The following is a 19,570-nucleotide window of genomic DNA, read 5'->3' on the forward strand; positions in this document are numbered from 1 at the left end:
GTCGCCCACATATCCCGAATCCGTGGAAGGAAGCCCAGGATGATGTCAACGGCACTACCTACTAGCTACGGATTACACATGAACAACTTCCGCGCGGCTGATCCGTGGCTGAAGGAAAACAAGCCGTCGATCTACATGCCGATGCTGCACACGGCCGAGATCGTCGCCGAGCGCTACGGAGTCACCCGCGAGCAGCAGGACGAGTTCGCGCTCGTCTCCCAGCAGCGGACCGCAGTGGCCCAGGACGCAGGTCGGTTCGATCTCGAGATCGTCCCGCTGCCCTCGATCAAGCAGGTGCAGGACAAGGAGACGGGTGGGATCCGCAGCGAGTCCGTGACGCTGACCCGCGACGAAGGCAACCGCGCTTCCACCACGTTGGAAGGGCTGTCGAGTCTGCGACCGGTTCTGGCCGACGGGACTGTCAGTGCTCATTCGTCCATCACTGCGGGCAACTCGTCTCAGCTCTCCGACGGCGCTTCGGCGTCGGTGCTGATGGAGGCAGGCGAGGCGGAACGCCGCGGGTTGGCGCCTCTCGGTATCTACCGTGGCATGGCTGTCGCGGGTTGCGCTCCCGACGAGATGGGCATCGGACCGGTGTTCGCGATTCCGCGTCTGCTGGATCTTCACGGCCTGAAGGTCGACGACATCGATCTCTGGGAACTCAACGAGGCCTTCGCCTCTCAGGCCCTGTACTGCCGCGACAAGCTCGGGATCGATCCCGAGAAGTACAACGTCGACGGCGGCGGTATCTCCGTCGGCCATCCGTACGGAATGACGGGGGCTCGTCTGGTCGGCCATGCTCTTCTTGAAGGAAAACGGCGCGGAGCCAAGCTCGTGGTGGTGACCATGTGCATCGGCGGCGGTATGGGTGCTGCCGGGCTTTTCGAGGTCGCATGAGCTTGATCGAGGGACTGTTCGACGTCAGTGGCAAGACCGTTGTGGTCACCGGTGGATCACGCGGCATCGGATACATGATCGCTCGCGGGTTTGTCGAAGGCGGAGCGACGGTCGTCATTTCGGCCCGAAAAGCCGAAGCCTGTGACGAAGCCGCGCGAGAGCTTTCGGAGTTCGGCACCTGCATTTCGCATCCGGCCGATCTGTCCACGGACGAGGGGGTCGAGAGCCTCGCTGCGAAGGTCGCCGAGATTTCGCCGACGCTCGACGTACTGGTCAACAACGCCGGTGCCACGTGGGGAGCTCCCGTCGACGATTTTCCGGCCGCAGGCTTCGACAAGATTTTCGACATCAATGTCAAGGCAATCTTCCTCCTGACGCAGAAGCTGTTGCCGCAGTTGCGGTCTGCAGCCACGGCGGAAGATCCCGCGCGCGTGATCAATATCGGATCGATCGACGGACTCGTGGTGTCGGGTTCGGAGAACTTCTCGTACGGAGCCAGTAAGGCTGCGGTGCACATGTTGACGCGCAAGCTCGCGGCAACGCTTGCGGGGGAACAGATCACGGTCAATGCCATTGCGCCGGGCCCGTTCCCGTCGAAGATGATGGCATTCCTCCTCGAGGACGAACAGAGTGCAAAGGCTGTGGCGGACTCGGTCCCGTTGGGCCGGGTCGGAACTCCCCAGGATGCCGCAGGTCTTGCCATCTTCCTGGCTTCACGTGCCGGGGCTTATCTGACCGGCGCGGTGATTCCACTCGACGGCGGTGCGAGCGGAGCGCGCTGACCTACTGACCGATCTCCTCTGTCCCAAAAGGCCTGAAAGTCTGAACTACTATGACTTTCAGTCCTTTTCGCGTCTTTGTCTGATTGGGTTATCTGTGACTGCAGTTGCTAGATTGTCCGAGGTTCGGGGGGAACGACGACGACAACACCAACAATCCCGGCCATGGGGGAGTCATGTTTCGCGCGGGGAGATCGTTGGGGGTGTTCGGGGTAGTTGCTGCTCTGGCAGCTGCTGCCGTCACGGCGGTGGCTTCGCCGGCGATGGCTGCGCCGGGCTGCGTCGGAGTCAGTGGCGTCGGTAGTAGCGGTGGTCCGGCCAATGCGGCGCCGTGGCTCAACGGCAACACCGGAGGGTTGCCAGGTCTGTCCGGTCGTACTACCGCGATCGAAAAAGTCACCGGCACATACAGTCCCAACAAGACAGTTGATCGCTTCAATGTCCTGGGTACCGACCTCGGCATCATGTGGGACAACGGTGCGGGGCAGATTCTGACGGCTTTCGGCGATACCACCGGGCTAAGTCGTAACCCCACCTGCGACGGTTTGGTGGGCGAGTGGCGAAGTAATGTGCTCTTCCGCAGCTCGGATCGGGTACTCGCCGACGGGATGCGCATCGACAGCGCGCCGAAGGACGGTACCGGTCAGGCGCGTGAGATCATCTCCGGTCTGAAGATTCCGGGCGTCGAGGCCTCCAGCATCCCCACGAGCGGCATCGCAGTGAACGGTGTGCAGTATCTGAGCTACATGTCGGTGCGCAACTGGGGCGAGGCCGGGCAGTGGAGTACAAACTACTCACAGATTGCTACCTCCTCGGACAACGGCGAGACGTGGACCACTCGTCCGGAAACTCTGCGCCCCAACATCGGTGGGGTTCTTCCCCCGGGTGTCGCCCCCGTCGCCGGTAGCGAGAACTTCCAGATGAGCTCGATGGTGAAGGACGGCGGGTTCGTCTACAACTACGGAACCCCCGCGGGACGATCCGGCGAGGTTCGACTTTCTCGCGTGCCCGAGGGGGCGATCCTCGATCTTTCCGCCTACGAGTACTGGAACGGAAACGGCTGGATCCTTGCCGATCCCGCTGCGGCCGTACCCGTCATGGACGGCCGCATCGGTGAGGTCTCCGTTCAGTACAACGAGTTCCTCGGCAAGTTCGTGGCGATGTACGCCGACGCGTTCAGTTCGATCGTGATGCGAACCGCTCCCAGTCCGGTCGGTCCGTGGACGGCACCGGAGACACTGGTCAATCTGGTCGAGGTTCCCGGTATCTACGCCGCATACATCCACCCGTGGTCCAGTGGTTCGGATCTGTACTTCCTTGCCACCACGTGGGCCGACTACAACGTCATGTTGATGCGTACGACGCTCGTTCGCTGATCCGGCTCACGCTTGCGTTTGCTGGAGGTACACGATCTCCTCGGTGATCGGCGCGTCGTCATCGGCGTCGGTCGGCGGTTCTTGTCGGCGGCGCCACCAGATGGTGAACAGGACGGCTCCGATCACCAAGGCAGCCAGAGCGATTACCGCCACCCAGAATTTCGGGCCGTAGTATCCGACAAGGACCATGCGCATGGCGTTGCGCGCCCACGTGAGTGGCATCAGAGCGTGCAGCCACTGCAGAACCGTCGGCATCTGTTCGATGGGGTATACCGCGCCGAAGGCGAAGATCTGAATCATCAAGGCGCCCAGAGCGATGAAGGTTCCGTTGACCGCTCCGAACACAACGGTGAAGAGCCTGCCCGAGCTGACCGCGGCGGCACCCACCAGGATCATCACTGCGATCATCGCCAGAACACTAGGTGGTTCGACGTTTGCCACGGTCAGTGACACCACCGACAACACGAGCGCCGCGACCAACGTGACCAGGGCGGGAATGCGGTAGCGGCGCAGCCCCTCACGCACCACGCTGGTGTGCGAGTTCAGTGAACGCCCCCGTCGTGGGCGGACGACGAACCACGTGAGAATTCCGCACAGGAACAGTGCCACCGAGATCACGGCAGGGACGGCTCCCGGTCCGAAACCGGCTGCGGGATAGTTGTTCCGCGCGTCGACGGCAACCGGGGACGAGAGAAGATTGGCCGTGGTGGCGCGCTCGTCGTCCGTGAACTGCGGCACCTGGGCGGCACCGTCGGACAAACCGGTGGCGAGTTCCGCGCTGCCCGCGTCGAGCTCGCCGACGCCGGCCGATAGCTGCCCGAGACCGTCACGGAGCGCAGTACTTCCAGTGTCCAACTGCCCAAGCCCGGTGGAAAGTTCCTGTGCACCGGTAGCGAGTTGGCCTGCACCGTTGGACAGTTGGCCCAGGCCGGTGTTGAGTTCACCTGCACCGGCCGCGGCGGCAAGGAGCCCACCACGGTAGTCGCTGCTCGGATCGGTGAGTTGGCGCGAGATCTCCCGCGCGCCGTCGCGAAGCTGGCCGAGCTGACCGATCACGTCGTCGTCCGACGGTTGTGCAGTCAGGGAAGCCCGCAGTCCACCCAGGGCTTCGACGAGTCCGGCGGAGACCGGATCGGCCGAGTTTCGAAGCATCGACGTGAGGGCGTCGATCTGACCGACGACGGCGTCCGAGGACCCCGCGAGGTCGAGTACCGGGGTGGTGACCATGTCGACCACTTCGCTGATCTGTCGGGCGCCTGCGCCGAGTTCGTCGGTGCCCCCGACCAACTGGTTGAGTCCGCTGCTCAGCTCGCCCGAGCCTGCAGCAGCTTCGCCAGCTCCGGCAGCCAGCTCGCCGGCTCCGGCGGCCAGCTCCTTGCCGCCCTGATTTGCTTCGCCCATGCCGGTGGCGAGTTCCTTGCTTCCAGCGTAGAGCTCGTTGGTTCCGGCAAGCGCTTCGGAGGATCCGTCGGACAGCTGTTGCGCTCCTGCTGCTGCTTCACCGAATCCTGTTCCGAGTTCACCCAACCCGACCAGCACCTGGTCGATGGACTGCTCGCCGATCGACTCGGAGACCGCCGAGCGCACTTGAGCGATGATGCTTTCACCGACCGGGCCGGCGACCAGACTGTTGTAGTCGTTGTACAAGACGTCGAGTTCGGCCTTGCGGCCCGAACCCGATGCGGCACTGGCCACATCCGCGCTGAAAGTCTTCGGAATGACGACAGAGAAGTAATAGGTGCCGTCGTTGACGCCGTCGGCGGCTTCCTGTTCCGAGACGACCTTCCATGCAACGTCTCCGCTCTCGACGAGCGCGGCAACAACTTCATCGCCGGCTTGCAGACGTGTTCCGTCGAGTTCTGTGCCCGCATCGGCGTTGACGATGGCGACGGGCAAGCGGTTGACCGTGTCGCCCGGATCCCACAGTGCCCACATGTAGAACGCCGCAATCGACAGCGGTGCGATGACGAGGACAGCGAGAACTGTCCGGATGATGTGCGTGCGTCGCGTCGTGGCCGCGTTGTCGACTACGGGTTGTGGCGCCATGTGGAGCTCTCTTCTCGTGGACCGAAGCAGGTGTGGCACGAAAGGAAGCCACCAAAACTGCTGGACATACGTCCAGCTCGGTCACGATACAAAGCAAACGGCAATCCTGTGACCGTTTTCGAAGAATTGGGCGTTATCGGCCGCCGTGCTCTGCCTCGATCTTTGCCCACTCCCACCCTCGGAAGTTGGCCAGACGAAGCTCCTCTGCTTCGTCGAAGGTGTACCACTCGGTGCTCGGCGCATCAGGGAGAGTGCCGCGCAAGTATTCGCCCAGGTAGTGAAGTGGGCCTTCCCAGCCGGTTCCGACGCCGTAGCAGCCGGTGTCCGGGTCGTTACGGAAGACATCGGCGACGGAGGCGTGCTCCAACTCGAGCCAGGTGGCGTCGGGGCCGTCGGCAGTCAGCCGGATCTCGACCTGATCGCTGTATCCACGATCGCCGGGCGGTGTCCACTGCAGTCGCAGCAGGTGTGGGGCGTCGCAGGCCAGGATCTCGCCACTTGCCTGGCCTTCGAAGGCGTACGAGCCGCCCACCTGGAAGTCTCCGCTCACCGGAAGGAAGAAGCGGTTGATGCGGTCAGGGGTCGTGATGGCATCCCAGACGTCGTCGACCGACGCGTTGTAGCGGCGCTTGAGTACGGCAGTTCGAGCCGAACCTTCTGCGATGTCGCGGTTACCCATGCTCCGCTCCACCGCGGTGAGGCTGGTGTCCTGGTTCGCGATCTCGGTCATTGTGAGTCTCCTTCGTCGGAAGAATTCGATTGTGAAGATCTGCTCCGCTTCGAGCCGCGTCGTTTCCCGCGTGCGAGTTCTGTGGCCAATGCGTCGAGAGGGCCGCTCCAGAACTGCCGGAATCCGTCGAGCCATTGGTCCACTTCTTGCAATGGCGCGGGCTCGACGGCATAGAGACGCCTGGTGCCTTCACTGCGGACGGTGGCGAATCCGTTTTCTCGGAGTACTCGCAGGTGTCCGGACGCGGTCGGTTGCGAGATTCCGAACTCCGCTGCCACGGCTTCGGCGATCTGACCCGCCGAGCGCTCGCCGCCGGACAGGAGTTCCATGATTCGTCGCCGCACTGGGTCTCCGAGAACGTCGAATGCATGCACCAGTCATTTATATCGGCAATGACCAATATAGGCAAGCGCCGAAACTTGTACCCGGACTCGGTCAGTCCGAGAGCGCGAACTCGTCGGCGTCGAAAAGTTCGCCGATCAGCCCGCCGAGATGGCGTCGATGTTCGGCTGACAGCGTCGCTGCCGCCTCGGCATCGTGGTCTGCGCACAGCTTGATCAGCCTGTTGTGATGATCGACGGAGTCCTGGCTCCCGAGGAGGCTCGAGAACTTGCGGTAGTAGATGCGGTGAATTTGTGGGTGCACTTGGTGGATCAGCTTCTTCAACAGCGGATTCGCCGCAGCATCGATGATGACGCTGTGTAGGCGATCGTCAGCGGTCAGGGCTCGGCCTATGTCGTTTCGCTTGACGGCGGCAGCGAAGTCCTTGTTGGCCGAACGCATCGCCCCGATCATCTCGTCGGTGAGATTCGGTACAGCGGTGACGACGGCCAGTTGGTCGAGAGCTTCGATGACTGCGAGTGTTGCCTCGACGTCGCCGCGGTCGAGGGTGGTGATGCGCGTGTACGCACCGGGTTTCGCTTCCACGAGTCCGGTGTCGACCAGCCTTGCGAGCGCTTCGCGGACCGGAGTTCTGCTCAAGCCCAGATACTCGGCGAGTTCGCTGTCCTTGATCTTCGAGCCCGGCGCCAGTTCACCGGTGACGATCGCTTCGCGAATGCGTTCGAGAGCGATGTCGCTCATTCGTGCTCGCTCAACCGGTTTACCGCCACGCAACATACTGGATATCGTACTCTGCAGCCTCCCTGCTGCAGGTCAGCCCGAAACGACCATCGAAGGGTGTCTCCGGGCATCTGCAACCCGTCGGAGCAGAGCGCGGGCGAGAATTGTTGCCGGATCGATGATCTGACAGGTTGTGGCGTCGGCGGGCAGTCCGAGCGGAATCTCGGTGCATCCGGCCACGACGACCTGCGCGCCCGATTCGACGAGAAGATCAGCGGCCCTGACGAGCTTGTCGGTGGTCTCGTCTCCGACGTTGCCGCTCTTGATTGCTCGGATCGCCGGCATCACCAGTTCGTCCTGGATCGCAGGTCCGGGCACCAGGACGTCAATCGAGTATTCCGACAGCCATTGTTGATACAACCCGGTGCGGACCGTCCCCGTGGTGGCCAATAGTCCGACGGATGTGACGGCGGGTGAGAGCGTCCGGATATGCCGAGCGACTTCGTCGATCATGTGGACGACGGGAAGTCCCAGTTGGGACGAGATGGCGGGCAGGAAGGCGTGAGCGGTATTGCATGGGATGGCGAGCGTCGTCGCGCCCGACTCTCGGAGAACGCGCGCACCGCGGATCAGCCAGGGGGTGGGGTCAGGGCCGTTCTCGGTGAGTGCCAATGTCCGGTCGGGAACGGTGGGATCGGCCCAGATGACAACTTTGGGGTGCTCCTGATCCGTCGAACCTGGTGTCAGCGCAACGAGTTTGGAGTAGAAGTCGGCAGTAGCGGCGGGCCCCATGCCTCCGAGTATTCCGATGACGGGGTCGCTCATGGCCGCCGGAGAGTTGACGCTCTGCCGTATTCGTTGCACCTTCATATTGCAATCCAACCTTTCGCATCCAATATATTGGATACTCGTAATGTTGACTACAGTGAAGGAGATCGGAGGTGGTTGTCAAGTAAGGCGCAGCGTTCCCGGAATTGCGAAGTTCGAAAACTCAGTCGATCAGCAAGGGTTCGGTTCGCCGATCTTCACGGCCGAGAGCACGGCTTCGATTTCCCCGAAAGGACTTCCGGCAGAGGGTGTCTGATCGACGACAATCCAGTTGGAATCGACCAGTTGGCGTCGACCCGCGCCAGTTGCGTCAGCACTTCTGGAGAAGAACACTCCGGCCGACTGAATGGTGTCCTGCGCGTCTTGAAGATTCATGCACACGACGTTGGGCATGATCGCGGGAGCTGCAGCGGGCGTCACTTCCGCGGCGACTGGGGTCGTGGCCAGTGGAGAATTCGTCGTACCGATCACCGAGGTGGTCAATGGAGCCTGAGTCGTCGTGGGTTGAGTTGTCGAGGTTGCAGTGGTGGTCGCGGTGGATGTTGATTCGGCCTCGCTGTCGGTGCTTGTTCCTGAGCACGCGGCAAGTGACGCCAAGACGAATGCGCTGAGTCCGATGCGAACGGCAGTTGAGGGCGGGCGAATCGATGTCGGAAAGAGATGTGGTGCGCGCACAGACGTTCCTTGTCGGTAAAGGGGTGATGAAAGCGGAGATTCGAGCGCAGAGCACATCCGACGCCGTCGATGTGCCTTATGTCGAATAGAACCATAGGCTTTCGGCACCGGATTCGAGAGGAATTGCCCACATGCATTTTCTGGAACTACGACACGCGCAGTGTGAACCCCCAGCGGCGTATTCGCCTGTCCTGGAGAGCTACGGAGACGTGCAGACTGTTCTTCTGGGCACCGACCCGCTTCCGGCACATCGACGGTTCGACGCCGTGATCGTGATGGGCGGGCCGATGGGCGTCGGCGATCAGGGCGAGGTCGAGTGGTTGGCATCCGAGATCGAATACATTCGCGATCTGGTCGAGAGCGACGTCCCGGTGTGGGGAGTGTGTCTGGGTTCGCAGTTGCTCGCCGCGGCGCTGGGTGCTCGCGTCTACACGGGCGCTGTGCCTGAAGTCGGAGTTGAGGAGATCACCTTGACTGTCGAGGGCCGGCAAGATCCCGTGTGGGGAGATCTGCCCTCCACATTTCCTGCAATGCAATGGCATTCGGATACCTTCGACATTCCGAACGGCGCGGTGCGGCTCGCTGGTTCAGCCAAGTATCCGAATCAACTCTTCCGATACAAGCAGAGTTACGCCGTTCAGTTTCACCTCGAAGCGTCCTCCGCGGTGGCGCGCGAGTGGATGGAACTGGCCGAGTACCGCGATTCGCTGCATGCTTCGTTGGGAGTGGACGGTCCGCGCATCTTCATGGATCAGTTGGGTGCAGCCGAGTCGCAGGGGCTCGAGATTGCCGCAGCCGTGATGGAGAAATGGTTGAAATCCATCTCCACCGAATAAGCCCGTTTTGTCCTGATTGACCGATTTACCTGTTACCTTGTGTTCTCGTGGGTGGATGAACCGATCCGGTCGAGCAACACACCTCGTAGAGTCCGGATCTCCCCCCGCGAAAGGGGAGCGATGCGCCGGATGCGGAAGATATCGACAGCAGCAGTGACGTGTGTACTCGCGTCGACCGCGGTCTTGGGGGCGACCCAGGCCAATGCATCCCCGTGGGATTGCAATGTCACCGGGAGCTTGGATCAATCAGGTGGGCCGACCAATCCGATTCCCTGGCTCAACGGCACGGATGGCAAACTGCCGGAATTGCAAGGCCGCACCTCGGCGGTCGAGTACATCACGGGCGCGCTCAGCCCCAACCAAACCGTCGAGCGGTTCAACGTTCTCGGCACGGATCTCGGCATCATGTGGGACAACGGCGCAGGTCAGGTCCTGACAGCTTTCGGTGACACCGTCGGTATCGGATCTGATCCTCTGTGCTCCGGGGTGGTCGGCGACTGGCGCAGCAACGTCCTGTTCCGTAGCTCCGACGGAAATCTGTCCGACGGCATGAACATCGACTCCTCACCGACCGACCGACCGAATCACTCGCGCGAGATCATCGGAAGTCTGAAAGTCACCGGCGTCGAAACCAGCAGCATTCCGACGACGGGTATCTCGGTGGGTGGCGTTCAATACGTCAATTACATGTCGATCCGCTCGTGGGGAGGGTCGGGCGAGTGGGTCACCAACTTCTCGCAGATCGCGTCCTCACACGATAACGGTGAGACCTGGCAGGTCGAACCGGCCTCGTCCCGGCCCAATCTGCCGTTGACGGGTAACGACAACTTCCAGATGGGTTCCTTCGTCAAAGACGGTGGTTACGTCTACAACTTCGGTACCCCCGCGGGACGTTTCGGCGAGGGGCGCCTTTCGCGGGTCAAGGAAGCCTCCATCGCGGACGTCGCGGCGTACGAATACTGGGACGGAAAGGCATGGGTCCCCAACAATCCCGCTGCCGCGGCGGTAGTTCTCGACGGGGATGTCAGCGAACTGTCGGTGCAGTACAACAACTATCTCGGCAAGTTCGTCGCGATGTACTCCAACGAGTGGGGAGCGTTGGTGCTGCGGACGGCGTCGGACCTGACCGGCCCGTGGAGCGCACCGGACGTCGTGATCGGCACCGACGAGGTTCCGGGACTCTACGGCGCGTACATGCACCCCTGGTCGCAGGGGCAGGACCTCTACTTTCTCGCCACCACGTGGTCCGACTACAACGTGATGCTCATGAAGACCACGCTGCACCAGTGAACCGGATGGTTATCGTTGAACAGTGAGCACCACCGACAATGCGCTACTGATCACCGCCCTTCGAGACGTGTTGGTGGGACCACTTCCCGAAATCGGCCGACGATTTTCGACGCTGATCGCGGACATGGCGCCGCACACCTCTCTGGTGATCTTCACCCGTGAGTGCACCGGTAGGCCGCGCAAGGTTGCCGGGGATCCAGCTGTCGTCGATCGTGTGACCATCGCCGAACTCGACCGTATCCGTACGGAACTCACTGTCGGACAGATATTTCGGGGAAAGTGCGCTATCGCCGGCCGAGACCGTGAAGTGCTCGCGATGCTCGATCGAACAGACACCCTACTCGTGCTGACGCCGCACCCCGGACCGGTGAAGGCGGCATCCCTCGAATTGATCCAGGCACTGTTCGCGGTGACTGCAACCGGAATTCAGCTCCAGGTGCGGAACGCGAGTCCGGCATATCTCGCCGAGTCGCGGGCAGCGTCGTCCGAGCGTGCACGCACCGTGGCAGAGATGACGGAGGTGCATGCGGCCACCCTCGAGACGATGCTGGCGACGCTGCGCTCGGCGGATCTCGACGACACGCGTGCTCGAACCTCGGCCAGGGAGACTGCGGCTTCGGCCCTGATCGGCCTGCGTTCGGCCGTCGACGTGCACCGCGAGTTGGCCGAAGAGTCGACCACCACCGCTTTTGCGCGGATGCGTGGGGAATTGCGTTCGCTGCTCAAGCATCGGGAAATCGCGTTGGAGTTGGTGGAGCCACCCGTCGACGGGCGTGGGTTACCCGGTGAAGTGGCGCACGGCGCCCGCGCGGTCGTCCGCGGCGCGGTCTTGGCCTTGTCGGATCAGCAGACGCTCTCGCGAATCCGGGTGGCCTGGACCCTCGACGCGGCTTCGCTCTCGATCGACATCCGCGACGACGGTGGTGGTGAAGCCGACGTGATCGACGTGGAACGCCAATTACGTTCGAGGGTAGAGACTTTGGGTGGAACCGTCGAATCCGAGTCGACGCCCGGGTGGGGGAACCGGATCAGCGCAACCATCCCGCTCGACGCGCCCGTCGCCCTACCGAACCGCGACGTCCTGACGGAACTGGCTCCGCGGGAGTTCGAGGTACTCGAGCATCTGGTGGCCGGACGGCGCAACAAGGCAATCTCGGAGCGACTCGGCGTCAGTGAGAGCACAGTCAAGTTTCATGTTGCCGGGGTCCTGCGGAAATTGGGCGTCGAGAGTCGGGGTGCGGCGGCCGCCGCGGGCGCCGAGGCCGGCGTGAAGCCTGCACCCTAGTCCTTTCGGCCAGGTCGGTCAGTCAGTTCGACCAGGGTTGCGGGCACCTACTTCGGGCTAACCTCTCAACGAGTGCACATATCGCAATGTGAAAACACGGCGCCATGTGACGACACGTCCTCAATCGCACGAAGCCAGGAGCAAAGCCATGCCACAGCAGGTACGCGGCGTCATCGCCCGATCCAAGGGTGCCCCCGTCGAAATCGTCCCCATCACGATCCCCGATCCCGGCGCCAACGAGGTAGTGGTCGCCATTGCAGCGTGCGGTGTGTGCCACACCGACCTGACCTACCGCGACGGCGGAATCAACGACGAGTACCCGTTCCTGCTCGGGCACGAGGCGTCGGGCATCGTCGAGAGCGTCGGCCCCGGTGTCACTCACGTCGAGGTGGGCGACTTCGTCGTCCTCAACTGGCGTGCCGTATGCGGGCAGTGTCGTGCGTGTAAGCGTGGCCGCCCGCAGTACTGCTTCGACACGTTCAACGCCGAGCAGAAGATGACGCTCGAAGACGGCACCGAACTGACGCCGGCACTCGGCATCGGCGCATTCGCAGACAAGACGCTGGTTCACGAAGGCCAGTGCACCAAGGTCGACGCCTCGGCCGATCCGGCTGTCGTCGGACTGCTCAGTTGCGGCGTCATGGCCGGCATGGGTGCCGCGATGAACACCGGCAACGTCGGACGCGGTGATTCGGTGGCCGTGATCGGGTGTGGCGGCGTCGGCGACGCAGCGATCATGGGTTCACGCCTGGCCGGTGCCAATACCATCATCGCCATCGACCGGGATCCACGAAAGCTGGAGTGGGCCACGGAACTTGGTGCCACGCACACGATCAATGCCACCGAGGTCGACGACGTCGTCGAAGCAGTCCAGGAGCTGACCGGAGGTTTCGGCGCCGACGTGGTTGTCGACGCAGTCGGCCGTCCCGAGACCTGGAAGCAGGCGTTCTACGCCCGCGACCTCGCGGGAACCGTAGTGCTGGTGGGAGTTCCGACGCCGGACATGAAGCTGGAAATGCCGCTGGTGGACTTCTTCTCGCGCGGCGGAGCCCTCAAGTCGTCGTGGTACGGCGATTGCCTGCCCGAGCGTGACTTCCCCGTTCTGGTCGACCTGTACCAGCAGGGGCGTCTGCCGCTCGAGAAGTTCGTCAGCGAGCGCATCAAGCTCGACGAGGTCGAGAAGGCATTCGAGACGATGCACCGCGGCGAGGTCCTTCGTTCGGTGGTGGTCCTGTGACATTGCGAGTCGATCGCGTCGTCACCTCGGGTACGTTCAGCCTCGACGGCGGAACATGGGACGTCGACAACAACATCTGGCTGATCGGTGACGACAACGAAGTGGTGATCGTCGACGCAGCTCACACCGCGCAGCCGATCATCGACGCTGTCGGTGGACGCAAGGTGATCGGAATCGTCTGCACCCACGGCCACAACGACCACGTCACCGTTGCGCCGGAGCTGGCCGAGAAACTCGACGCTCCGATCTATCTGAACCCGGCCGACGATGTCCTCTGGGAGATGACTCACCCCGGGGTGAAGCATCTGAGCTCGGAAGATGATCAGCGTATTGCTGTGGCGGGTACGGACATTCTGGCCATCCACACACCGGGCCATTCCCCGGGGTCGACCTGCCTCTACCTGCCCGAGGCGGGGGAACTGTTCAGCGGCGACACCTTGTTCTCCGGTGGACCCGGCGCAACGGGGCGGTCGTACTCAGACTTCCCGACCATCATTGGGTCCATTCGCGACAAGCTGTTCGCGCTCCCCGCCGAGACCAAGGTTCACACCGGTCACGGCGACGGCACGACGATCGGTACCGAGGCGCCGCATCTCGAAGAATGGATCCGCGCCGGATCCTGATGTGATCGGAAGCGAAGTGGGGACGCCGGTACCGGCGTCCCCACTTTTGTCACAACGCTGATGCCCAACCGGCGGTGTCGTTCTCACCCGGGATTGCCATCAGGCCGTGCCACAGTTCGAGGATCTCGAACCATTCTGTCTCGGATCGGCTGAGGGGACGGACGGATTCGTAGCCGGCGCGCAGGCTCTGCCGTACCGCGATCGGTGTCGGTCGCCAATCGGTGAACAGGGTGCCCAGATAGACGCTTGCCTTGGCCAGGTCGCTCACCCGGTGGTCGATCACCACGTCGTCGAAGTCGAGTACTCCGGTGGTCCGAGAGTTTCGAGTCAAGATGTTGGCTGCACGGAAGTCGTTGTGTACCAGTTGAGTTTGGTCATCGAGCTCGGACGCACGCGCCAGGAGGCCCACGAGCCTACGCGTTGCCTCAGGCGCGAACCCGCGGTCGAAATTCTCGAGCCAACCACCGATGCGCTCCTTCAACCCGGTGCTGCGCGACGAGAAAACCGATCCGTCGACATGGGTGGCGCCGAGCGTTCGGTGTATTTCTGCCAGACATGCTCCTGCCGAACGGACCGCCACGCGGTCCTGCACGTCCAACCAATCTCCCGCCAACTCCGGCAGTACGGTGAATGACACTGCGCACGAAGGCCCTTCCAGTGTTTCCCGGTCCAGCAGTGTTTCCCGGTCCAATCCGTTCAGGGACGTGATTGGTGACGGAACGGGCACGCCCTGCGCGGCGAGTGCGCTCAGCAGGCGCGTCGACGCCTCCAGGTTCGCGAAGCGCTCTGTGTCGCGCGACCACTTCACCACCAGCCCACCTCGGTCGCTCGCAACCCACACAATCGCGTTCTGGTTACTGATCGCCATTCGCGAGCACTCGAGGGCCGTCAATCCCCAAGTCTGCTCGAGTACCGCCGAGACCCAATGGGTGGCTGCGCCGAAGCTGTTGAATCCGAATCGCTGCTTCAGAGCGGCTTCCGACTCCACCGACTCCCAGAGCATGGACAACCCGAGTGGCAACATGCCGTTCGACTCTAGTGGGGGAAGTTCGAATCGAGGTGTCGATCTCGGAAGCACCCGAAGACGCCTTGGCGACAGCTGCAGTTCAGCCGCCTTGACTCAGTTCGCTGAAGATCAGGTTGGTCTGGGTATTGGCGATGGCCGGATCGTTGAGGTGCGCGCTGACGAAATCGCGAAGCCGAGTGGGGGATTCACACGACACGTGTACCAGGAGATCACGGTCCCCACTCATCAGGAACACTCGCTGAACGGAATCCAATCCGCTCAGGTGCTCGGCAATTTCCGTCATCCGGCTCCTGGCGTGGGAGTGAATCAGAATCGACACCATCGCCGAGATCTCGAGGCCGAGTAGCTCGAGGTCTATGTCTGCGTGAAACCCCTTGATGACGCCCGATTCGCGTAGCGCACGCATCCGCGCCAGAGCGGTCGACGGCGCTATCCCGACCTTCTCGGCGAGTGCGTTGTTGGGGATGCGTGCATCCCGGACGAGTTCGCGGAGAATCGCTGTATCGACGTCGTCGAGCCGAACATGATTCGGCCGAGCTGCGGCAGCTGCCCGTTCGATCGCATTTATCATCCGATTTCTCCCTGCCGTCGCGAAAATATTCAGCATCTATTGACCGCGCCCGTCGATGATCCTAGCTTTTGCCAAACACATCGAATTATCAAACGGTCGAGATCGACACAGTCGACTGTTGCGACGAAGGGGTCTGGATGTTTCCGAGGATCGGCCGCCACACGGGCGACTGGAGGGCGCGGTTGATCGACATCAGCCCGCCGATCTCCGAATCGACGCCCGTGTGGCCAGGCGATACCGCCTTCACCCGCGCTGTCACGTCCGACCTCGGCGGCAGTGACGCCGTCACCATCAACCGAATCACCACCACTCCGCATATCGGTGCTCACGCCGATGCGCCGGCGCACACTCGCATCGACGGCGCGACCATTGGTTCCGTTCCCCTCGAGCCCTATCTCGGCGAAGCACTGGTGGTCGACATGACGGGGGTCGACGGTGCCGCCTGCATCAGGCCCGTCGAAGAGACGGTGGAGCGACTCGGCGGACATCTGCCGCAACGGCTGATTCTGAGGACGTACCCGAAGTACCCGCGCGAGTGGGACAACGACTTCGCCGGTGTATCTCCGGAGCTGACCCACTGGTTCGCCGACCGCGGTGGAGTTCTGATCGGAATCGACGGCGCCTCGTTCGATCCGATGGACAGCAAGACCATGGACGGGCACCACGCGGCAAGCGATCGTAGCGTCGCGATCCTCGAAGGACTTTGCCTCGACGACGTCGACGAAGGCTACTACGAGTTGATCGCACTGCCGCTGAAGTTCCTCGACCTCGATGCCAGCCCGGTACGCGCCGTGCTCCGGACTCTGCCTTCATCACCCTCAACGCCGACACATGCAGGAGAAGAATCGTCATGACATCGACAACCACACTTTCGTTGGAAGACTGCGTCAAGGCCGACGCAGTGGATCCCCTGAGGGAGTTCCGCCGCGAGTTCGCGATTCCGGAGGGCGTTCTCTACTTCGACGGAAACTCGCTCGGCGCGCGTCCCATTGCCGCGCAGGAATGCGCCGCGAGAGTGATCGGCGACGAGTGGGGCAACGGCTTGGTTCGCAGTTGGAACGAGGCTGGATGGTTCGACCTCCCGGTCCGCCTCGGTGACAAACTTGCCCCGTTGCTGGGAGCAGGTGAAGGCGAAGTGGTAGTAACGGATTCGACGTCGATCAACCTGTTCAAGGCATTGGCCTCCGCGCTGTCCATCGCGGCTGCACAGGATCCCAGCCGGAAGGTGATCGTCTCCGAGCGCGACAATTTCCCCACTGACCTCTACATTGCGGAGGGCATCATCTCGCTGCTCGATCAGGGATACGAACTACGCCTGATCGACCAACCGGGCGACCTCACCGAAGCAGTAGGACCGGACACCGCCGTAGTGATGTTGTCGCACGTCAACTACCGCACCGGAAACCTGTATGCGATGACGGAAGTCACTGCAGCAGTGCAGGAACGTGGCGCCCTCATGATCTGGGATCTCGCACACTCGGCCGGCGCCGTCACTGTCGATCTGAGCGGTGCCGACGCCGACTTCGCGGTGGGGTGTACGTACAAGTACCTCAACGGTGGTCCGGGTTCACCTGCATTCATCTGGGTCAACCGTCGCCATCAGAACACCGGAATCCAGCCGCTGTCCGGGTGGTGGGGGCACGCGCGACCATTTGCGATGGAGTCGGCCTACGAACCCGGCGCAGGAATACGACGGTTTCTGAGTGGTACTCAACCCATCACGTCGTTGTCACTCGTCGAGTGTGGTCTCGACGTCATGCTCAAAGCTGACATGGCCGACATCCGCAGCAAGTCGCTCGCGCTGGCCGATCTCTTCATCAGCCTCGTCGAGGAGCGTTGCGCTGATTACGGTCTGCAGTTGATCACGCCGCGCGAGCACGAGCGTCGTGGATCGCACGTGAGTTTTGTTCATCCCGAGGGCTATTCCATCATGAAGGCTCTCATCGCGCGGGGCGTCATCGGCGACTACCGCGAACCAGGAGTGCTGAGGTTCGGTATCACTCCGCTCTATCTCGGATACGCCGACGTGTGGAACGCCGTCGACGTGTTGCGAGACATCCTCGAGAACAAGTCCTGGGATCGCCCCGAATTCCGCGAGCGCGACGCAGTCACCTGATTCTTCCAAGTTTCCGCGGACCGGGAGGTACCGCCTTTCGCAAGGAGCTTTCATGAGTGATTTCAAAAACATTCAGCAGCGAGAATCAGGTCTCAAACGCGAACTCGGCCCCAAGCAGATGAGCATGATCGCGCTCGGCGGTGCAATCGGCACCGGACTCTTCCTCGGCAGTAAGTTCGCCATCGGATTTGCCGGCCCGAGCGTCATCATCAGTTACGCGATCGGCGGGTTGATCGCCCTCCTGCTGATGGGTGCCCTCGCCGAAATGACTGTTGCACATGCGACATCAGGTTCGTTCGGTGCGTACGCAGAGTTCTACGTCGGACCGTTGATCGGCTTCCTCGTTCGCTATCTCTACTGGTCGTGCATCGTCCTCGCGGTCGGTACCGAGGTCACCGCAATCGGTGAATATATGCAGTTCTGGTTCGCCGACGTACCGTCATGGCTGTGGATCGTGTTGTTCTCCGGAGTGCTGATCGGCGTGAACATGTTCAACGTCAAGGCCTTCGGAACGATGGAGTACTGGTTCTCGACGATCAAGGTCTTCGCGATCGTGGCGTTCATCGTGATGGCAGCGTACGTAGTGTTCGGTAGCGGGAACCCGGACTACGGATTTCACAACTACACGGCCGGTGGCGGATTCTTCCCGAATGGTTTGTCCGGCATGTGGTTTGCCGTGATCGTATCGATCTTCAGCTACTTGAGCATCGAGATGATCGCCATTGCAGCCGGTGAGGCGGAAAACCCCGCGGTGGCGGTGAAGAAGGCGTTCCGTGTGACGATCGTCCGACTGTTCGTCTTCTACATCGCAACGCTTGCCCTGATTCTGGCAATCGCTCCGATGGACAAGATATTGAGTGGCGGAAGCCCTTTCGTCACGGTGATGCAGGTTGTGAAGATTCCGGGCGCAGACAGTGTGCTGAACTTCGTGGTGATCATCGCCGCGCTGTCCGCGATGAACAGTCAGCTGTACGTGTCTTCGCGAATGATGTTCTCGCTCTCCCGTGCTGGTGACGCGCCGGCCATTCTCGGCAAGGTCAGGGCCAACGGCTCACCGGTCAATGCCTTGCTGCTGTCGACGTCGGGTATCGCCGTCGCAACCATCGTCTACGTGCTCTTTCCCGAGCAGGCATTCACCTTGATGATCTCGCTGTCGATGTTCGGGGCGATGGCGACGTGGCTGCTGATCTTCGTGACGCACTGGTTCTTTCGCAAGCGGATGGCAAGCGAAGGACGAACCCTCTCGTTCACGATTCCGTTCTTCCCGGTGGGGACGATACTGGGTGGTGTCCTCATGGTCGCGATCCTCGTCACGACATTGTGGGTCGAGGATTTCAAGATGACGCTGGTGTTCGGAGTTCCGTTTGTTGTGGCCGTGATCGGCATCTACTACTTCACTCGATCGCGTCGCGCGCAGAGTCTGGCAATGGATGCCGACCAGATTCAGGACGAGATCACCGGCACGGTGGTCAAGCGGGTGCCCTGACTCACGCTGGCAATCACAGGGTTTCGTTGAAGAACTCCATAGTGCGGGTCCACGCGATGGCAGCAGAGTTCGGGGCGTAGTGGCTGGCCGAAGTGTCGTTGTTGAACGCGTGGCCGGCGTCGGCATAGCGGTACACCCGGGCGAGATCGGACGCGGTTGCGCGCAATTGCTCGACGCTCTCCGGCGGGATACTGGGATCGAGGTCGCCGTAGTGACCGAGCCCCGGGACCTGCAGTTGCGCTGCAAGTTCGGTGCCTGCGGCAATCCCATCCCATCGGGCTTCTGCAACGCCGCTACCGTAGTACGTGACAGCGGAATCGACGAGGGGTACGGCGGCACACCACAGGGATGCGGTGCCGCCCATGCAGAATCCGAGGGAGCCGACTTTGTCTGCTCCCTCGGATCGGCTGTAGTCGACGGCGGCACGTACGTCGTGGCCGATGCTTGTGCCGTCGAGTGCCATGAGCGCATCCTTCGCGGACGGGAAGTCGGTGAAGGAGGTCTGTGCGCCGCGGTGGTAGAGATGCGGGGCGACGGCAAGGTAGCCGGCATCGGCGAGACGCTCGAGGATGCTCTCGATGTGCTTGTTCACGCCCCACGCTTCTTGGAGAACCACCACCGCATGCTTCGGTTCTCCTGGCGAATCCGGTCGGCTGACGGTCAGCGGCACGTCGTGTGTGGTCGTCGTGAAAGTTCCCATATCCAG

The 19,570-nt window shown here is 62.1% G+C and carries 19 protein-coding genes and 1 pseudogene; 11 read left to right on the top strand and 9 right to left on the bottom strand.

All coding sequences use genetic code 11. The annotated features are described in order from the left end of the window. Positions 1–75 precede the first annotated feature (75 nt). From PCS43_RS32975 to PCS43_RS32985, 3 genes and pseudogenes are all read left to right on the top strand, one after another. Positions 76–897 (top strand): annotated as a pseudogene (locus tag PCS43_RS32975) (acetyl-CoA C-acyltransferase); the annotation flags it as partial. Beyond that, the gene (locus PCS43_RS32980) at positions 894–1,679 is read left to right on the top strand and encodes a RhlG family 3-oxoacyl-ACP reductase (RefSeq protein ID WP_007730838.1); all 786 of its coding nucleotides are present in this window, start codon (positions 894–896) and stop codon (positions 1,677–1,679) included. The pseudogene PCS43_RS32975 and the gene PCS43_RS32980, both read left to right, overlap by 4 nt. 173 nt (positions 1,680–1,852) lie before the next feature. Continuing rightward, positions 1,853–3,052 (top strand): DUF4185 domain-containing protein, encoded by a 1,200-nt coding sequence (locus tag PCS43_RS32985; RefSeq protein WP_116057768.1) that lies wholly within the window; start codon positions 1,853–1,855, stop codon positions 3,050–3,052. A gap of 6 nt (positions 3,053–3,058) precedes the next feature. On the opposite strand, the gene PCS43_RS32990 is transcribed toward PCS43_RS32985, so the two are convergent. The 6 genes from PCS43_RS32990 to PCS43_RS33015 all read right to left on the bottom strand — a co-directional run bounded on the left by PCS43_RS32990 (position 3,059) and on the right by PCS43_RS33015 (position 8,393). Then, positions 3,059–5,098, bottom strand: a complete 2,040-nt coding sequence (locus tag PCS43_RS32990; protein ID WP_209910210.1) for a YhgE/Pip domain-containing protein — start codon at positions 5,096–5,098, stop codon at positions 3,059–3,061. A 133-nt stretch (positions 5,099–5,231) separates the two neighbouring features. After that, positions 5,232–5,828 (bottom strand): SRPBCC domain-containing protein, encoded by a 597-nt coding sequence (locus PCS43_RS32995; RefSeq protein WP_047269425.1) that lies wholly within the window; start codon positions 5,826–5,828, stop codon positions 5,232–5,234. Further along, on the bottom strand, positions 5,825–6,202 hold the full coding sequence (locus PCS43_RS33000; RefSeq protein WP_209910207.1) for an ArsR/SmtB family transcription factor: 378 nt from the start codon (positions 6,200–6,202) through the stop codon (positions 5,825–5,827). The genes PCS43_RS32995 and PCS43_RS33000 overlap by 4 nt, the downstream gene beginning before the upstream one ends. 61 nt (positions 6,203–6,263) lie before the next feature. Then, positions 6,264–6,947, bottom strand: a complete 684-nt coding sequence (locus tag PCS43_RS33005) for a GntR family transcriptional regulator (RefSeq protein WP_003942830.1) — start codon at positions 6,945–6,947, stop codon at positions 6,264–6,266. 36 nt (positions 6,948–6,983) lie between these two features. Continuing rightward, complete coding sequence (locus tag PCS43_RS33010) at positions 6,984–7,760, bottom strand: aspartate/glutamate racemase family protein (protein ID WP_235808427.1); 777 nt, start codon at positions 7,758–7,760, stop codon at positions 6,984–6,986. Positions 7,761–7,889: 129 nt separating this feature from the next. Continuing rightward, positions 7,890–8,393 carry a PASTA domain-containing protein gene (locus tag PCS43_RS33015; protein ID WP_209910204.1) on the bottom strand — a complete coding sequence of 168 codons (504 nt, stop codon included), beginning with the start codon at positions 8,391–8,393 and terminating at the stop codon, positions 7,890–7,892. Positions 8,394–8,524: 131 nt separating this feature from the next. Here PCS43_RS33015 and PCS43_RS33020 point away from each other — a divergent pair, with 131 nt between their 5' ends. From PCS43_RS33020 to PCS43_RS33040, 5 genes are all read left to right on the top strand, one after another. Then, the gene (locus PCS43_RS33020) at positions 8,525–9,229 is read left to right on the top strand and encodes a type 1 glutamine amidotransferase (RefSeq protein ID WP_054827220.1); all 705 of its coding nucleotides are present in this window, start codon (positions 8,525–8,527) and stop codon (positions 9,227–9,229) included. A 120-nt stretch (positions 9,230–9,349) separates the two neighbouring features. Beyond that, entirely contained in the window at positions 9,350–10,519 is a 1,170-nt protein-coding gene (locus PCS43_RS33025; RefSeq protein WP_058226906.1) for a DUF4185 domain-containing protein, read from the top strand. A gap of 22 nt (positions 10,520–10,541) precedes the next feature. Continuing rightward, a complete protein-coding gene (locus tag PCS43_RS33030) occupies positions 10,542–11,804 on the top strand; it encodes a helix-turn-helix transcriptional regulator (RefSeq protein ID WP_209910200.1) in 1,263 nt (420 codons plus the stop codon). 148 nt (positions 11,805–11,952) lie between these two features. Then, a complete protein-coding gene (locus PCS43_RS33035; RefSeq protein WP_209910197.1) occupies positions 11,953–13,041 on the top strand; it encodes an S-(hydroxymethyl)mycothiol dehydrogenase in 1,089 nt (362 codons plus the stop codon). Next, positions 13,038–13,664, top strand: coding sequence for an MBL fold metallo-hydrolase (locus PCS43_RS33040; RefSeq protein ID WP_209910193.1), 627 nt, complete (start codon positions 13,038–13,040; stop codon positions 13,662–13,664). Before PCS43_RS33035 ends, PCS43_RS33040 begins: the two co-directional genes overlap by 4 nt. A 49-nt stretch (positions 13,665–13,713) precedes the next feature. Here PCS43_RS33040 and PCS43_RS33045 read toward each other — a convergent pair whose 3' ends face one another. Next, on the bottom strand, positions 13,714–14,688 hold the full coding sequence (locus tag PCS43_RS33045) for a phosphotransferase enzyme family protein (protein WP_209910190.1): 975 nt from the start codon (positions 14,686–14,688) through the stop codon (positions 13,714–13,716). Positions 14,689–14,770: 82 nt separating this feature from the next. Beyond that, positions 14,771–15,262 (bottom strand): Lrp/AsnC family transcriptional regulator, encoded by a 492-nt coding sequence (locus tag PCS43_RS33050; protein WP_007730865.1) that lies wholly within the window; start codon positions 15,260–15,262, stop codon positions 14,771–14,773. 137 nt (positions 15,263–15,399) lie between these two features. Here PCS43_RS33050 and kynB point away from each other — a divergent pair, with 137 nt between their 5' ends. The 3 genes from kynB to PCS43_RS33065 are packed head-to-tail and all read left to right on the top strand — an operon-like array spanning position 15,400 to position 18,864. After that, positions 15,400–16,116, top strand: coding sequence for an arylformamidase (gene kynB, locus PCS43_RS33055; RefSeq protein WP_209910186.1), 717 nt, complete (start codon positions 15,400–15,402; stop codon positions 16,114–16,116). Further along, the gene (gene kynU, locus PCS43_RS33060) at positions 16,113–17,378 is read left to right on the top strand and encodes a kynureninase (RefSeq protein WP_151098358.1); all 1,266 of its coding nucleotides are present in this window, start codon (positions 16,113–16,115) and stop codon (positions 17,376–17,378) included. The genes kynB and kynU overlap by 4 nt, the downstream gene beginning before the upstream one ends. A 52-nt stretch (positions 17,379–17,430) precedes the next feature. Then, positions 17,431–18,864, top strand: coding sequence for an amino acid permease (locus PCS43_RS33065; protein ID WP_030536020.1), 1,434 nt, complete (start codon positions 17,431–17,433; stop codon positions 18,862–18,864). Between the two features lie 13 nt (positions 18,865–18,877). On the opposite strand, the gene PCS43_RS33070 is transcribed toward PCS43_RS33065, so the two are convergent. Next, a complete protein-coding gene (locus tag PCS43_RS33070) occupies positions 18,878–19,564 on the bottom strand; it encodes a dienelactone hydrolase family protein (RefSeq protein WP_209910165.1) in 687 nt (228 codons plus the stop codon). Positions 19,565–19,570: the final 6 nt, after the last annotated feature.

Origin of the sequence: Rhodococcus sp. C-2 (genome assembly GCF_027854095.1) — a bacterium.
In the GTDB taxonomy this organism is placed as follows: domain Bacteria; phylum Actinomycetota; class Actinomycetes; order Mycobacteriales; family Mycobacteriaceae; genus Rhodococcus_F; species Rhodococcus_F qingshengii.

Bases quoted from the DNA above. Each gene is read 5' to 3' on its own strand.
- PCS43_RS33025 (WP_058226906.1), top strand. From the start codon at position 9,350: ATGCGCCGGATGCGGAAGATATCGACAGCAGCAGTGACGTGTGTACTC.
- PCS43_RS33035 (WP_209910197.1), top strand. From the start codon at position 11,953: ATGCCACAGCAGGTACGCGGCGTCATCGCCCGATCCAAGGGTGCCCCC.
- PCS43_RS32995 (WP_047269425.1), bottom strand. From the start codon at position 5,828: ATGACCGAGATCGCGAACCAGGACACCAGCCTCACCGCGGTGGAGCGG.
- PCS43_RS33010 (WP_235808427.1), bottom strand. From the start codon at position 7,760: ATGAAGGTGCAACGAATACGGCAGAGCGTCAACTCTCCGGCGGCCATG.
- kynB (WP_209910186.1), top strand. From the start codon at position 15,400: ATGTTTCCGAGGATCGGCCGCCACACGGGCGACTGGAGGGCGCGGTTG.
- PCS43_RS33045 (WP_209910190.1), bottom strand. From the start codon at position 14,688: ATGTTGCCACTCGGGTTGTCCATGCTCTGGGAGTCGGTGGAGTCGGAA.
- PCS43_RS33005 (WP_003942830.1), bottom strand. From the start codon at position 6,947: ATGTTGCGTGGCGGTAAACCGGTTGAGCGAGCACGAATGAGCGACATC.
- PCS43_RS32985 (WP_116057768.1), top strand. From the start codon at position 1,853: ATGTTTCGCGCGGGGAGATCGTTGGGGGTGTTCGGGGTAGTTGCTGCT.
- PCS43_RS33065 (WP_030536020.1), top strand. From the start codon at position 17,431: ATGAGTGATTTCAAAAACATTCAGCAGCGAGAATCAGGTCTCAAACGC.
- PCS43_RS32980 (WP_007730838.1), top strand. From the start codon at position 894: ATGAGCTTGATCGAGGGACTGTTCGACGTCAGTGGCAAGACCGTTGTG.
- PCS43_RS33020 (WP_054827220.1), top strand. From the start codon at position 8,525: ATGCATTTTCTGGAACTACGACACGCGCAGTGTGAACCCCCAGCGGCG.
- kynU (WP_151098358.1), top strand. From the start codon at position 16,113: ATGACATCGACAACCACACTTTCGTTGGAAGACTGCGTCAAGGCCGAC.
- PCS43_RS33070 (WP_209910165.1), bottom strand. From the start codon at position 19,564: ATGGGAACTTTCACGACGACCACACACGACGTGCCGCTGACCGTCAGC.
- PCS43_RS33050 (WP_007730865.1), bottom strand. From the start codon at position 15,262: ATGATAAATGCGATCGAACGGGCAGCTGCCGCAGCTCGGCCGAATCAT.
- PCS43_RS32990 (WP_209910210.1), bottom strand. From the start codon at position 5,098: ATGGCGCCACAACCCGTAGTCGACAACGCGGCCACGACGCGACGCACG.